Annotated in this window: 11 protein-coding genes and 4 pseudogenes; 7 read left to right on the forward strand and 8 right to left on the reverse strand. The window is 66.9% G+C overall.

What is annotated here, in order from left to right; translation table 11 throughout:
- Window positions 1-40: 40 nt before the first annotated feature.
- Entirely contained in the window at window positions 41-397 is a 357-nt protein-coding gene (locus ACH4S9_RS15145; RefSeq protein WP_385346868.1) for a hypothetical protein, read from the forward strand.
- Between the two features lie 446 nt (window positions 398-843).
- Here ACH4S9_RS15145 and ACH4S9_RS15150 read toward each other — a convergent pair whose 3' ends face one another.
- Window positions 844-1,485, reverse strand: a complete 642-nt coding sequence (locus tag ACH4S9_RS15150) for a Rid family hydrolase (RefSeq protein ID WP_385346866.1) — start codon at window positions 1,483-1,485, stop codon at window positions 844-846.
- Complete coding sequence (locus ACH4S9_RS15155) at window positions 1,482-3,092, reverse strand: flavin monoamine oxidase family protein (protein WP_398372123.1); 1,611 nt, start codon at window positions 3,090-3,092, stop codon at window positions 1,482-1,484. The genes ACH4S9_RS15150 and ACH4S9_RS15155 overlap by 4 nt, the downstream gene beginning before the upstream one ends.
- 359 nt (window positions 3,093-3,451) lie before the next feature.
- Between ACH4S9_RS15155 and ACH4S9_RS15160 the strand changes: the two are divergent.
- Window positions 3,452-3,668: pseudogene (locus ACH4S9_RS15160) on the forward strand (transposase); the annotation flags it as partial.
- 31 nt (window positions 3,669-3,699) lie between these two features.
- On the opposite strand, the gene ACH4S9_RS15165 reads toward ACH4S9_RS15160, so the two are convergent.
- Window positions 3,700-4,098 (reverse strand): integrase core domain-containing protein, encoded by a 399-nt coding sequence (locus tag ACH4S9_RS15165; protein ID WP_398372125.1) that lies wholly within the window; start codon window positions 4,096-4,098, stop codon window positions 3,700-3,702.
- 635 nt (window positions 4,099-4,733) lie between these two features.
- Here ACH4S9_RS15165 and ACH4S9_RS15170 point away from each other — a divergent pair.
- Window positions 4,734-4,940 (forward strand): annotated as a pseudogene (locus tag ACH4S9_RS15170) (integrase); the annotation flags it as partial.
- A 72-nt stretch (window positions 4,941-5,012) separates the two neighbouring features.
- Here ACH4S9_RS15170 and ACH4S9_RS15175 read toward each other — a convergent pair.
- Window positions 5,013-5,750, reverse strand: coding sequence for an SDR family oxidoreductase (locus tag ACH4S9_RS15175; RefSeq protein WP_398372984.1), 738 nt, complete (start codon window positions 5,748-5,750; stop codon window positions 5,013-5,015).
- Window positions 5,751-5,844: 94 nt separating this feature from the next.
- Between ACH4S9_RS15175 and ACH4S9_RS15180 the strand changes: the two genes are divergently transcribed.
- A complete protein-coding gene (locus ACH4S9_RS15180) occupies window positions 5,845-6,684 on the forward strand; it encodes a LysR family transcriptional regulator (protein ID WP_398372127.1) in 840 nt (279 codons plus the stop codon).
- A 508-nt stretch (window positions 6,685-7,192) separates the two neighbouring features.
- Window positions 7,193-8,284: an integrase core domain-containing protein gene (locus tag ACH4S9_RS15185; protein ID WP_398372129.1), complete on the forward strand. Its 1,092-nt coding sequence runs from the start codon at window positions 7,193-7,195 to the stop codon at window positions 8,282-8,284.
- Window positions 8,285-8,312: 28 nt separating this feature from the next.
- Here ACH4S9_RS15185 and ACH4S9_RS15190 read toward each other — a convergent pair.
- From ACH4S9_RS15190 to ACH4S9_RS15200, 3 genes and pseudogenes are all read right to left on the reverse strand, one after another.
- Window positions 8,313-8,594: pseudogene (locus tag ACH4S9_RS15190) on the reverse strand (transposase); the annotation flags it as partial.
- Window positions 8,595-8,976: 382 nt separating this feature from the next.
- Window positions 8,977-9,462 (reverse strand): SRPBCC family protein, encoded by a 486-nt coding sequence (locus ACH4S9_RS15195; RefSeq protein ID WP_385346854.1) that lies wholly within the window; start codon window positions 9,460-9,462, stop codon window positions 8,977-8,979.
- A gap of 434 nt (window positions 9,463-9,896) precedes the next feature.
- The gene (locus tag ACH4S9_RS15200) at window positions 9,897-10,181 is read right to left on the reverse strand and encodes a hypothetical protein (protein ID WP_311729316.1); all 285 of its coding nucleotides are present in this window, start codon (window positions 10,179-10,181) and stop codon (window positions 9,897-9,899) included.
- A gap of 1,114 nt (window positions 10,182-11,295) precedes the next feature.
- Here ACH4S9_RS15200 and ACH4S9_RS15205 point away from each other — a divergent pair.
- Both ACH4S9_RS15205 and ACH4S9_RS15210 read left to right on the forward strand, forming a co-directional pair.
- Window positions 11,296-11,778 carry a hypothetical protein gene (locus ACH4S9_RS15205; protein ID WP_398372132.1) on the forward strand — a complete coding sequence of 161 codons (483 nt, stop codon included), beginning with the start codon at window positions 11,296-11,298 and terminating at the stop codon, window positions 11,776-11,778.
- 6 nt (window positions 11,779-11,784) lie between these two features.
- Entirely contained in the window at window positions 11,785-12,723 is a 939-nt protein-coding gene (locus ACH4S9_RS15210) for an SRPBCC family protein (protein WP_398372134.1), read from the forward strand.
- Window positions 12,724-12,871: 148 nt separating this feature from the next.
- On the opposite strand, the pseudogene ACH4S9_RS15215 reads toward ACH4S9_RS15210, so the two are convergent.
- Window positions 12,872-13,400: pseudogene (locus tag ACH4S9_RS15215) on the reverse strand (integrase); the annotation flags it as partial.
- Window positions 13,401-13,593: the final 193 nt, after the last annotated feature.

Below are 13,593 nucleotides of genomic sequence, written 5' to 3' on the forward strand. Positions count from 1 at the left end.
CCCGGTGTTTCGCTCCCGAGCCCCAGGTGACCGGCAACGCGTGCACGCCGACGAGGTTTTCGTCGAACTTGAACGGCACCTTCGCGAAGTCGACGGCGAGCCGCAGATCGGGCAGGCGGCGGAACAGCGTGGTGTAGGCGACGTTCAGTTCGATGTCGGCCAGCGCATGGCCGGTGCAGTGGTGCGCGCCCAGCCCGAGCGCGACATGCCTGAAGGGTGTCTTTATTGCCGTACGGTCGTTGACCTGGGGCTTTGTGATCGTCCATGTATGGGAATGATCATTGATTGTGGGTCTGCGACTGCTCTACTTGATCTTCTGTCGGCTCCTGGGCTGTCTTCTTTTGCTGGGCCGGTCGACCGCCGCGAACAACGCCGAGATCCACGCGCTTCGTCATGAGGTCGCTGTGCTTCGCCGGCAAGTAGTGCGGCCGCGGCTTGGCCCAGATCTGGGCGGGTACGGACATCGGCAAGACGCACCACCATTGCGTGGTCCTGGACGCGGAGGGCAAACGGGTGCTGTCGCGCCGCGTCCCTTCCGGACGACCTTGCCAGCGTGGTCCTACTCAGCGATGTACGACGAGGTACTCGCGTCTCCTAATCAGCAGTCAGGCCGTCGTGAGACACCGGGCGGCCAGGTTGGCTGAACCATCGCGGGCAACCCTACGAAAGCCATACCCGGCGTCTCTGGGCCTCCAGACCCTACAAGTGGCCTTGATCATCCCGATCAAGAAGGTAGGGACGACTGACCGGGGGCGCCGCCCGGTAGGGGCAGCGTCGCTTCGGGGCCGGGCCCGGTTACGGGCCCGGCCCCTCGCTGGCAGTTGCCCCGCGGGTCTGTGCCGGTCAGCGCGCCTTGTACGCGGCGGTGACCTCGACCTCCACCATCCAGCCCTTGACGGCCAGCGACGCGACCTCCATCGTGGCGCGCGCGGGACGGGCCTTGTTGGCGACCAGCGGTGCCTTGGGGGCGGAGATGCCCATCGGGACCGGGACGACCTCCTTCGAGGTGAGGTCGATGTTGGCGAAGTACTGGCGGTACGCGCGGTTCCATCCCGCGTAGTCGGCGGTCTCGACGCCGGGCGGTTTCATCAGGTAGCACTTCATGGTGATGACGTCGGCCAGGGTCAGGCCCGCCGCTTCGAGGTTGGTCTTGATGTTGCGCAGGACGACCAGTGCCTGGGCCTCGGTGACCGTAACTCCCGTGGCGCCCTGAGTGAGGGCCGGGTCGGTGTAGAGCTCGGGTGAGCCGACCGGCGCGGACGGGTTGAGCGCGGTCGGGCCGAGGCCGCTGCTCTGGTAGATCGCTACCTCACCGCCGGTCGCCACTCCGGTGGCGATGGCCGGGTTGGACTGGCTCTCGGGCAGCATGACGCGGACCTCTTTGGGCCCGGGCCACCAGCCTTTGCCCTCGGCGAGCGCGGTGCCGCCGGTGAGGAGCGAGGCGGTCAGGGCTGTACCGATCACAACCTTCGTACGTCGCTTCATACGGCCATCACCCTTTCGTGGATGTCGGTCACGACCTTGCGGGCCGAGGTGAACGCGCCGTGCTGCCAGGCGATGACATGGCTGAGCCAGTCGCCAGCGAAGTAGACGTGCCCGGCGGGCTGGTTGAGCAGCTTGTACTCGGGACCGGTCTGCGAGGGCCAGCCCACCCAGCCGGCCTCGATATGAGGCGTGCGGTGCCAGGCCACGCTGAAGGAGTGATCGAGTTCGGTGCGGTACTTGTCGCCGTGGATCTTCACGCCCCGGCTCACCGCCCGCGCAAGGCGCTGGGCGTGAGGCAGATCGCTGTACGCGACGGCGTTGGCACCGAAGTTGTAGTAGCCGATGAGCGTGCCGCGGCGGCCTTGGTAGCCGTAGGAGGGGTACCAGATGGTGGCCAGGTCGGTGTCGGTCGGCGTGATGCCACCGTAGATGTGCTCGTCCGTCTCCCACCATCGGCTGCGGTATTCGAGCCCGATCTTGCCGACGGGGGTCGGGATGGCGTCCTTCAGCGCCGCGGTGATGTCGGTCCCCAGGTTGTGCTTGAGGCGGGCCATGACCATGGGCGGCATGGCCGCGACAACGAAGTCGGCGCGCTGGGTGCGGGTACGGCCGCCGACGCCCTTGTACGTGACCTCGGCACCGTCCGGCAGGTCCTTGACCTCCAGCACCTTGGCGCCATAGGTGATGCGGTTCTGGCCGATCGCCTTGGCCAGGGCGTACGGGATCGCGTCCATGCCGCCCACCGGCTGGAACATCAGCATGGCCTGGTCGTAGCCGAGTTCGAAGGCGAAGCGCTGCCCCACGCCGCTGGCGATGACGTCCGACAGCGTCGGCACCGGGCCAAGGACCGTGCCGTCCTCGAAGGCCGCGCCCGGCTCGATGGAGTAGCCTCGCCGGTCGGTGCCGGTGTAGGCGTATCCGTCGGCTTTGCCCTTGATGGCGCCGAAGCTCTGCAGAAACGCGATCAGTCGTTCCTTGTCCTGCGCGGTGAGCTGTGCGTCCAGGGCGCCTTGGTCGGTGGCCTTGGCGAGCAGCTCGGAGAGGTAGCCGTAGACGTCGGCCTTCGCCGTGCGCCAGCGCATGGGCTTGCCCGCGAGGGCGGCACTGCTCTCGTGGTAGATGTACGCGTTGGCGTTCTGGTTGGTGAACACCTGGAGTTCGACGCCGAGTTCGCGACAGTACTCAAGAGTGACGTGGGACTGCGGCAGCCGGGCCGGGCCCGCGTTCATGTACTGGCCCTTGGTGAACGACGCCGTCTGCGTACGCCCGTCGAGGTCGGTCAGCATCGTGCCGCCGCGGACCGTCCAGTTGCGGCCCCCGGGGCGGTCCTTCGCCTCCAGGATCCGGCAGTCGTAACCGGCTTTGCCCAGCTCGTACGCCGTCGCCAGGCCGGCTATGCCGCCGCCGAGCACGAGCACCTTCTTGCCGCCGCGCCCGGTGAGCGCGAAGTCGCTTCGCTGGGGCGCCCGGTACTCATCCGCCCGCACGTCTGGCACCGGGGCGAGCCCGAGTGCGCCCATCGCCGAGTACAGCACTCCGGCGCCACCCGCGACGCCGACGGATCTCAGGAAGTTACGGCGGGATGCCGGGGACTGCTCTGCAGCCATCAATTCCTCCTCATCCGCACCCCGGGGCGCGCGCCGGCCGGGGAGCGGTCGTTCGGTCAACCCGGTCACGTGGGGGGTGCGAGTTACTGAGGAGACCGGAGGTGCGCCATGAGCCTCCGCCGAGACTGTTACAACGCCATACCACTGACGTAACCGGTTTCGAGCCGTGTGCTACGAACCAGGAGGAAGGAGCGGGTGCGGTCCCGTCTTGGGTCGGGGGCAGCCCTCCCCGCTGGGCAAGGGGGATTAGCCCTTGATCGTGGACACCCTGATCATTGGATCGTGATGATCCATAGGACAGGAGTTCCCGTTGGGGGACGTCGAAGTATTCGCCTGAGTTCCGGGCCGATGCCGTCGCGTTGTACCGGGTCACCCCGGGCGGGACGTACGCGTCGGTAGCCAAGGACCTGGGTGTCAACCACGAGACGCTGCGCACGTGGGTGCGGGATGCCGAACAGGCTGCCCGGCCTGGGGCCGGTGAGGCCAGCGCGATGGAGAAAGGAGAATAGGCAGCTGCGGGCGCGGGTGAAGGAACTCGAGCTCGAGCGGGAGATCCTGCGGCGGGCCGCGAAGTATGGCGTGTGTGGGTGCCGGAAATCGTGTCACCCTATGCGACCTGCGTGTATTCGTGGATGAGGCCGCCGAGTCGATCGTGTCGATGGACGCGAGTGTTGTCGGTGGTGGTGGGTGGTCCGGGCTCGGTGAGTAGGTCCGGCGCCCGTTGTCCGAGGGATCGGTGTGGCCGGTGTTGGTTGTAGTGCTTCGCGTACTCACTGACGACGAGGCGTAGGTGGCGCTCTCCCGTGATCAGGATGCGGTCGGTCGCCTCGCGTCGGCATGATCCGATCCAGCGTTCCGCGATGGCGTTCATCCGCGGTACCCGGGGCAGTGTGGGGAGGACGTGCACGCCGATCGCCTGGAAGACAGCGTCGAAGCTGTCGGTGAAGTAGGCCCCGCGGTCCCGGATGAGGAACTTGATCGACTTGGCGTGGTCGCCGAGGTCCATGAGGTAGTTGCGGGTGCTGGGTGATCCAAAGGCTGGTCGGGTGTCGGGTGATGCCGGCGATGTGCACACGGCGGGTGCCGTGGTTGATGAAGAACAGCACGAACCAACGCCGCAGGAAGACCGTGTCGATGTGGAACAGATCGGTGGCTACGATCGCGGAGGACTGGGCTTTGAGGAAAGCGGCCCAGGAGCGGTCGACGCGCTGCGGCGACGGGTTGATCCCTGCTTGCTTCAGAATGGACCAGACGGTGGAGGCGGCGACGTTGTGCCCCAGGCCGAGGAGCTCTCCGTGGACGCGGCGGTATCCCCATCCAGGGTTCTCCCGCGCCAAGCGCACGACCAGTTGCCGCAGGGCCTCTGGTTTGGGTGGTCGGCCGGGGCGACGGGATGGGTAGGTCCACTTCTATGCGATGAGCCGTGCGTGCCAGCGAAGGACCGACCGCGGAGAGACCAGCAAGGCCTGCGCTTGCCGAAAATATCATCCGCCCTGGTGGGATGCGGTGCGCGCGGTGTACCGAAGGTCGACCGTTGAGGTCGCCCGAGCGCGCGCTCTCGCGAGGCTGGAGCTCACTGCGGCAAGATGATCGACCGCGCTGTTGCGACTGGCCTGCTTGGGCGTGGCGAATGCGTTCGCCATGCTGCGCCTGCTGCCGGTGGGCGATCGAGACAAGACTGTCGAGATACTCGCCTTGCGCCACCAGATCATGGTGCTGGAACGCCAACTCGGCAAGGAACGGGTGCGGTTCGCGCCGAGCGACCGGGCATTTCTGGCGGCGCTGCTGCACCGGCTCCCCATGGACGTGCTTCGCGGAGTGCGGCTGCTGGTGCGTCCCGACACGGTCCCTCAGGGGTGCACGTGGGGCCGACGGGCGGCCGCGGTCTGCGATCGACGGGGAACGCATCCGAAGGTCAGGTCACCAGGGCACGACCCCGTTGTCGTCGAAGAGCTGGCCGGTCGGACCGTCGTCCGGCAGGGTCGCCAGTCGGATGGCGATCGCCGCGCCCTGTTCGGGGGTCTGGGTCCCGCTGAATCCGTTGAGGTCGGTGGCCACGTAACCGGGGCAGGCGTTGTTGATCAGGATGTTGGTGCCGCTCAGCTCCTTGGCGTACTGGATGGTGACGGCGTTGAGGTAGGTCTTTGTCGGCGCGTAGGCCCCGCTGATCCCCCCGAGGTCGACGCCGGGTGTGGTCTGCAGTGTCAGGGAGCCGACGTGGCTGGACTGGTTGATGATCCGCGGGTGCGCCGAACGGCGCAGCAACGGCAGCATCGCGTTGGTGACCCTGATGACGCCGATGACGTTGGTCTCCACCAGTCGCCGTACGGTCTCGAGGTCGATGGTGGTGGGTTCCTCCGGCCAGCCGCCGGCAATGCCGGCGTTGTTGACCAGTACGTCGAGCCGTCCTGCACGCTCCTCGATCAGTTGGACTGAGGCGGTCACGCTCGCGCTGTCGGTCACGTCCAGGGGTACGCCGAACGCGTCGGCACCAGCCGCGCGCAACTTCGCCACGGCGTCCTCCAGGCGCTGCTCGTCCCGGGCGCCGACACCGACACTCCAGCCCCGCGCACCCAGCCCGGCCGCGATCTCATACCCGATTCCCTTGTTCGCGCCGGTGACCAGCGCGATCGTCTTCTCGCTCATGACAGCGAGCATGCCTGCGCCGCAGCCGGGCACCAACACCATCTCGGTAGTGCAGCCATACCCGAGCGATATCGATCAGCCGTCTGCCCGTCATTAGCCTGGGCTCATGGAAATACGCGAGCTGCGGTACTTCGTCGCCGTCGCCGAGGAGCTGCACTTCGGCAAGGCTGCCCAGCGCCTGGGGATAGCCCAGCCGCCGCTGTCGCGCACGATCACCCAGCTCGAACGGCGGCTCGGAATCGCACTGCTGGAACGCAACAGCCGCAACGTCACGCTCACCGAGGCCGGAGCCGTGCTGCTGGCCGAAGGACGAGCGATCCTCAGCGCAGTGACCGCAGCTGAGCGGCGTACCCAACGGGCCGCGACAGCACATCCCAGCCTCGTCCTCGCCGTCAAATCCGGCACCGTCGGCGAGCTGCTGACAAAGTTGCTCGACGCCTACGCCGCGGAACCCGGCGCAGCCACCGTCGATCTGCTGCTCTGCGAGGCACACCAGCACCAGCGGCTGCTGCAGGACGGGCAAGCCGACGTGGCTCTGCTCCACCTGCCCTTCGACTCAGCAGTCGGGCTCGACACCGAAACCCTGTACACCGAGGGGCAGGTCGCGATCCTGCCGGCCTCACACCCGCTCGCCAGCCGCTCCCAGGTCCGGATGGACGAGGTCACCACACTGCCAAAGCTCCCGATGGCCCGCTGGCCCGGCCCCGGCGGCAGCTACCCAGAAGGACCTGGCGCAGAGGTACGGAACCTGACACAGCTCTTCCAGCTGATCGCGCTCGGCCGCAGCACCGCGGTCATCCCCGAGTCAGCCGGCGCCGACCTGCGCCGAGACCTCGCCGCCGTGCCGGTCCTGGACGCTCCGCCCGTGACAACGGTGATCGCCTGGCCGCCGCACAGCCGCCTTCGTCCAGTTGCCGACCTCATCCGCGTTGCAACACGTCTCTGAACCCGGATGAGGAGTGCAGCCGCCCAACGACGGCCCCGACCAAGCAACTGGTAACTCAACGCTCCTGCATCAGCGAGGTAGTGTCCTTGGCCGTCTGGTCCTGGGCGGACATCAGCACCACGATCGCCCACCGCAGCCGCACCGGGTCCTTCGCCGTCCGGCTGATCCGCTGCAAGCGGCGGCCTTCCTCCATGCTGATCCGCGGGCGAACACATTCGATCGTGTGCCGTTCAGAAATCCATTGCTGGTGTTGCGCTTGCCGAGAATGTCATCCGCCCTGGTCGGAAGCCTGCACCTGGACTGGCGGTCGTCGGTCTCGTCGCTCGAGTAGGCGCTCTCGCGTAGCCGGTAGTCGACGCGTCATGATGATCGACCGTGCTGCTGCGACTGTGCGGGTGCCGATAAATCATCCACGCAGGTCGGGAGCCTGATCACGGATCTTCGGCTCTCCTTGTCATTCGCCCCATGCGCTTCACCCGCACGGGTCCCGGCGGCATCATGATCTGTCGTGCTCCTGCGCCTCACCTACCTCGCCACGACCAACGCCCTGGCGTTCCTACGCCTCCTGCCGATGAGCGACCGAGACAAGGACATCGAGATCCTCGTCCTCCGGCACCAACTGCTGGTCCTGCAGCGTCAGGTCGGCAAGCTGAGCTTCACCGACAGCGACCGTGCCATCCTTGTCGGCCTTCTACACCACCTGCCCAAAGACAGACTGCGGCACCTTCTGCTGCTGGTCCGCCCCGAGACGGTGTTGCGCTGGCATCGTGAGCTGCTGAGGCGGCGCCATGCCGCGACCTGCGTACCCAGGCGACGCGGACGCCCCCGCACCATCCGCTCGATCCGTGCCCTGGTCCTGCGTCTGGCCAGGGAGAATGCCTCGTGGGGGTATCGCAGGATCCACGGCGAACTCGCGGTGCTGGGGATCAAGGTCGCCGCCTCCACGGTCTGGGAGATACTCCGCGAGCACGGCATCTCACCCGTACCCGAACGGCAGAGCACCACCTGGGCCGACTTTCTCCGCAGCCAGGCCGAGGCTCTTCTCTCCTGCGATCTGTTCGAAGTCCGCACGCTGACGGGGGCGCGCCTGTACGTCTTCGCCGTCATCGAGCACACCACCAGGCGCATCCGGGTCCTCGGCGCCACGGCACACCCCACCGCGGACTGGATCGTGCAGCTCGGACGCAACCTCCTCATGGACCTCGAGGACACGGGCAGCAAGGTGAAGTTCCTCATCCGCGACCGCGATTCCAAGTTCACAGCCGCCTTCGACGCCCTGATGACCGATGCTGGTCTCACGGTCGTCACCACCGGCATTCGGATACCCCGGATGAACTCGCTCATGGAGCGCTGGATAAAGACCTGCCGCACCGAACTCCTGGACCGGACCCTGATCTGGAACCAGAGCCACCTCCTCCACGCCCTGCGCGAGTACGAATCCTTCTACAACGAGCACCGCCCGCACAGAGCCCTGGAGCAGGCCGCGCCCTGCCGCCCACTACCCGAACCCATCACCCAACAAGCCCAACTCGCCCACCTGGAAGTCAGCCGACGAGACCGACTCGGCGGGACCCTCCACGCATACCAGCACGCCGCCTGAGCTGCGCGGATGATGTATCGGCACCCGCAGTGTCCACATCCGGGGCGCGGGCTGCGACCGCGATCACGTGAGCGTCGTGGGCGTCGGCCTTGGCCTCGCCGGGGTAGAGGTCGGCGATCCGCCGCACCGTCAGCCCTGGCAGACAGGCCACCTGGCAGCGTGTGTCACGGGCGACCGCGAGGGGCAGGGCGCCGATGGAGGCGGGCTGGTCGACCACCACGAGCACGGTGCCGTGGTTGGACTGGAGCTTGTCGAAGAGCTCGCGGAGCTTGGGTTCGCTGTTGGGCAGTCGCTTGTCGAAGACTTTCCTTGCCTTATGAAGAGCCTGCCGACGAATCTGCGGTCCTGCCCTTATCAGCGGCTTACCGGTGCCTCCGGCGCCCGGTGACGCCACCCCTCAGATCATGATCAACAGAGGGGAGAAGCCATGCCGGGCCCGCAGGTCGGGGGCTGCATTGCGGAGCCGTGGAGAAGACAACGGGGCGCGGCTCTGCGGCCGGTGACACCAGCGCGCTCGCCGATGTGGCCCGAGCGCTGGCGGATGCCAGGGTCGGAGATCTGGCCGTGCGCGCACCCGTGCGGGCCAGTGGCCGTTGACGCCCAGGTGAGTCAGGCCTTCCACGGACGGTTTGCGCCAGAGCCTTGCCGCCCACCGACGTCTACCAGCGATTCGGCTGCTCCCGGCCGACCGGCTACCGCTCCGTCGGAGGGCACGTGTCGTGGCCGCGTTCACACTGTCCCGGAGGCTCGTGACGTTCGACCACTTCGGCGAGCCGACTGAGCATGCTGCGGTGGCGTAGTTGCATCAGAGCGTCCACCACCGCGTTGTGTAGCTTCCCGGCGATCCCGCGCAGCGGATGCTCGTCGCAGATCACCATGGTGTTCTCGCCCCACGGGCGCAGTTCGAGGGCGATCCTGGCAGTGCCGAGCCATCCGCTGATGGCCTCCAGTTCCAGGATGTGCGGTGGCTCGCTGCGCCGGGCGATGGTCTCTCCGCTGCCCTTCCACGGGCCGAGTTCCACTGTATAGGCGATGCGTGATCCGGTCCGGGGCCATGTTGCGTCGGTGGGATGGGTCTGCGAGGTACCGACGGCCCAGTCACCGTAGCGGGTACCGTCCGCCAGCACCGCCCACACCGCTTCGGGACTGCGGCGGATCAGCTGGTGCCGTACAGCCATGTGTCAACTCCCTGCCGGGTCCGGAAAGGGGGCAGTGCACATCCGCGCGGGCCCGGCATTCCCGCTCCCGCTCGTGCCGCAGCTGCCACCAGCGTCACCCGCAGCGGCGTCAAGTGCGTCAGATGGGGCAGAGACTCGACGGCCGCCCTGCCCGCCATTCGGCGAAAGATGCAGTGAGTCCCCTGCCCGGCTGTCCGGGTTGGCGTATCGACACAAGCTCAAGTCGCGGCAACACTTGGCTTTTTCCCGCGGCGGGGCACTCCCACAACGCTAGCGCCGTACCCAGCCGTACCGCGCGGCAGCGTGCCCGTTCGCCAGCCGGTCAAGGCAGCGCGTCCTTGTGAGTCCGAGGTCGCCGGTTCGAGTCGGCCACACATGGCGCCGCGGCGACCGGCCCCCTACCGCCTCGGTTTTGGTGTGGCCGAGGGGGCCTGCTACGCAGTGCCTGTCATCTGCTGCCTTCGCTCTCCATCCGTGTGAGCCTTCCCCATCAGCGAGCCTTCTTCCTGCTCGTAGTGTGACAGGGCGAGGCCGAGGCCGAAGAATGTGGGCGCCCACTCACCGACGTAGATGCCCCAGCGGTCGGCACGGTCGAGTCCTGCGCCGGGTTCGGCGCGCAGGGAGGCGGCCCAGGTGAGCACGGAGAGTCCGATGGAGGCGACGGCGGCGGTGTAGGCGTGCTCGCTGCGCAGGCCCACGTCGTGCAGCTTCTTGATCATGACGGTAGTTCCTCAGGGAGTTCCCCCCTCAGGGCTCATCTCCGGGTTCCCCCTCCGTGGCGAGTGACGCGGGGCGAGCGAGACGACCAGGGGCGCCCTCGAGAAGGAAACGAACGATTTCCCGGGTCGTGTGCCGGCCTAGGGGCAGGGCCGGGACGTCACGGGGATGCCCAGTTCTCAGTCGGAAACCCTTCCAGCAGGTCCCCGCTGCGGGAGCCCGCTAGCGCGCGAGCGGCGCCGGCCAGGGCTGACGTGCCCGCGGGTCGGTCTTCGTCGAGGACGGGGGGAGGAGCCGACTCATGCGGCGACTGGTCGCAACGATCCCTCGGCTTCATTACCAGCCTGGCCACCACGACCTCGCCTTGGGCCGTGCCCTGCGTTGGGCGCGCTTGCGCACTCGACGCACGGTTTCATGATCTGTCGTGTAGCGGTTGCTGTTCTCCCTGCTGACGGTTACACCCCACCACCGGAGCCGACAGCTCCAGTCAGCGAACGGGGCTTTGGCCGCGTGGGTGCGCGTCATATTTTCGAGGCCCCTCGACCGCCACTGTCCGACTCGTTGTCAGTCTGGTCGCGGAATGGGTCCTTTGGGGGCATGGTGGAAACGTTCATTGTTTCGCTGTGGCACGGATCTTGGTTCCCGTGCCGACGGCTTGCTTGCTGACAGACGTCGCCGCTTCCACTTCGCGGTGCGCCACGCGAACGTCAGCTGCCGGTAGCTGGCCCAGCCAGGGCGATGAGTTCGAGACCGAACTCATGCGGCCGACATCTTCCCGGTCACCCAGCACGATTGTGAGCGTGTGACCCAGTCATGAGGAGGCCGCGATCGTCGGCACGGTGCAATCACTCGGAATTGCTGCGGTGCCAGAGCTGTATGTGCCCTCCGGTCCCGAACTCCGCTGAGAGGCGTACTGCTGACGCTCCGGACGTAGCAACGCGGTGGTGCCGTCCTTGACGCTTGCGGCCTGAGCGTGACGGCCTCGGATCCGGCAGCGGCGTGGTGCATCCATAGCTCCCGAGGCATGGCCACATGACGCGATCGAGCGATATGCGCCATACTTACTTGTATGATCTGATTTACGGCTTCGTCTTTGTGGCGGGAGGAGGAGCGAGCATGAAGAAGGTCCAGGCCGCTCTGGTTTTCATCGGCGGTTATCTCGTCGGACGCACGCACAAGATGCGCTGGGCTATCACCCTCGCAGGACTGACGGCCGGGAGACGCCTCCTGTCCGGCGGCGATGTGGCCGATGGGGGGCAGGCGAATTCCCCTGGGCTCGGCCGACTCGGCCAGGAGCTTCGCAGCGAGTTGATGACTGCGGGGCGCTCGGCAGCCGTATCGACAATAAGCAATCGAATGAATTCCATGAGTGACGCCATGGGGGAGTGGGCCTTGGCGTTGCGTCCCGGCCCGAATGGTCAGGAGCCGGGTGAGCCGTCGTCACAGGGGGACCGCGCACGGGGGGATGAAGCTAAATCGCAGAAGGGACCCGGGGACGAGGAGCGGTCCCGAGCCGGCAAATCGAAGACGTCAGCTGACCGTCCGGCCGAGCACGAAAAGAAGACCGAGGCCGGAGGGTCCGGACGGAGCCGAGGGTGATGGGGCATGGCTGAGAAACCGGACAACCAGCACACGGGCGGGGTCGGCACCCTCGCCAAGCAGCTGCCCACTGACCGTCTGAAGCAGGAAGCACAGAATCTCCTCACCGCACTGGGTGAGAAAGCCCTGTCATCGGTGAGCAGTATCGGCGGGGACGGCAGCTCCGGAGGCGGGCTCGGTGCCGTGGTGAAACCCTTGGTGAAGGCCGGATTGGGCAAGGCCAAGGACAAGGTCATGGACAAAGCCAAGGAGGCTATACCGGGCCTCGGCGGCGGTGGTGGTGGCAAGGACAAGAAGCTGAAGGTTACCAACATCGTCGAACAGATTGACGTCGGTGCCCCCGTGTCCCTCACCTACGACCTGTGGACCCAGTTCGAGGACTTTCCCAGCTACATGAAGAAGGTCGAGGACGTCCAACAGGAGTCCGAAACAGAAATGGAGTGGAAGGCCCAGGTTTTCTGGTCCCATCGCAAGTGGCGCTCCGAGATCCTCGAACAGGTGCCGGACAAGCGGATCATCTGGAAGTCGCGGGCCGAGAAGGGCCATGTGAACGGGGCGGTCACCTTCCATGAGATAGCTCCAGATCTCACCCGGATCCTGCTGGTCCTCCAGTACTACCCCCAGGGCTTCTTCGAGCGCACCGGAAACATCTGGCGGGCCCAGGGCCGCCGCGCGCGTCTCGAACTCAAACACTTCCGTCGCCATCTCATGACCGAGGTGCTGCTTGAACCCGACGAGATCGAGGGCTGGCGGGGCACGGTGCACGAGGGTGAGGTCGTGGAGGAGGAAGAAGAGCCCGAAGGCGAGGAAGAAGAGGAGGATGAGGAGGAAGAGGGCGAGGACGAGGAAGAAGAAGCCGAGGAAGCCGAGGAGGAAGAGGAGCCTGAGGACGTGGAGGATGAGGACGAAGAGAAGGAGAAACCGCGGCGGCGCTCGCGCCGTTGACGGCCGCCTCCTCCTCAACAAGGATCGCAGGAAGCCGCAGGTACGGCATCGGGGCCCGTCGGGTCCGCCGGCCGCCACCGGGCCTGATTCCACCGCACGGGTGCGGACGCCGATTCCGCCACCGGCACCCCGTGAGTGGCTGCCCTCGGATGGCGGGGAACTTCCCGTCCCGGTCCCGGATCAGGAACCGTGCCCGGCAGCCCGCGTCCTCAAGGTCCATGACCAGGTTCTTAGCGGCTGCGCCACCCACGAGGTAGTCGGGTGCGCAGTCGCACCCAGGATCCGAACGCGTCGGCCGGCGTGCTCGATCACCGCCAATACGTACAGTCGCATCCCGGACAAGGTGGCTTCCGAAAAGTCGCAGGCCAGCAGGGCATCGGCCTGGGAGCGCAGGAAGTCGGCCCACGTGCTGCAGGCCCGCTCGGGTGCCGGGTCGATCCCGGCCTGACGGAGTGCGTGGCCTTCCCTGACGCTTGGGGCGGGAGGTGGCTGCGTGGCGGCGTGCGACCAGGCTGCGGTGCGGGCGCCATACTGTATCGGGACGGACGACCAGGCGCATTCCGCGCAGTACGTCCCGTGGCGGCCGGTGCAGCAGTGCGGCCAGGATCGCTCGGTCGCTCGGAGTGAACAGCGCCCTTGCCGAGTTGCCGCTCCAGCACCATCAGCTGGTGGCGCAGGGCCAGGATCTCGGCGTCCTTGTGGTGGTCGCTCGTCGGTAGCAGGCGCAGCAGTACGGTCGACCATCATTCCGCGACGATCGACAGCCGCGCGAGGGTACGGGTTCGAGCGACCTCCGACGAGGCTGCCTACACGACCGCACACCACCTCCCACCAGGGCGGATGGGTTCGGCAGACCAGGTCCCGCCGGCC

Origin of the sequence: Streptomyces sp. NPDC021225, from assembly GCF_044332865.1 — a bacterium.
Taxonomy (GTDB): domain Bacteria; phylum Actinomycetota; class Actinomycetes; order Streptomycetales; family Streptomycetaceae; genus Streptomyces.

Excerpts from the sequence above, each read along its gene's own strand:
- ACH4S9_RS15195 (WP_385346854.1), bottom strand. The coding sequence starts at position 9,462 with ATGGCTGTACGGCACCAGCTGATCCGCCGCAGTCCCGAAGCGGTGTGG.
- ACH4S9_RS15180 (WP_398372127.1), top strand. The coding sequence starts at position 5,845 with ATGGAAATACGCGAGCTGCGGTACTTCGTCGCCGTCGCCGAGGAGCTG.
- ACH4S9_RS15175 (WP_398372984.1), bottom strand. The coding sequence starts at position 5,750 with ATGCTCGCTGTCATGAGCGAGAAGACGATCGCGCTGGTCACCGGCGCG.
- ACH4S9_RS15155 (WP_398372123.1), bottom strand. The coding sequence starts at position 3,092 with ATGGCTGCAGAGCAGTCCCCGGCATCCCGCCGTAACTTCCTGAGATCC.
- ACH4S9_RS15150 (WP_385346866.1), bottom strand. The coding sequence starts at position 1,485 with ATGAAGCGACGTACGAAGGTTGTGATCGGTACAGCCCTGACCGCCTCG.
- ACH4S9_RS15210 (WP_398372134.1), top strand. The coding sequence starts at position 11,785 with ATGGCTGAGAAACCGGACAACCAGCACACGGGCGGGGTCGGCACCCTC.
- ACH4S9_RS15205 (WP_398372132.1), top strand. The coding sequence starts at position 11,296 with ATGAAGAAGGTCCAGGCCGCTCTGGTTTTCATCGGCGGTTATCTCGTC.
- ACH4S9_RS15165 (WP_398372125.1), bottom strand. The coding sequence starts at position 4,098 with ATGGACCTCGGCGACCACGCCAAGTCGATCAAGTTCCTCATCCGGGAC.
- ACH4S9_RS15200 (WP_311729316.1), bottom strand. The coding sequence starts at position 10,181 with ATGATCAAGAAGCTGCACGACGTGGGCCTGCGCAGCGAGCACGCCTAC.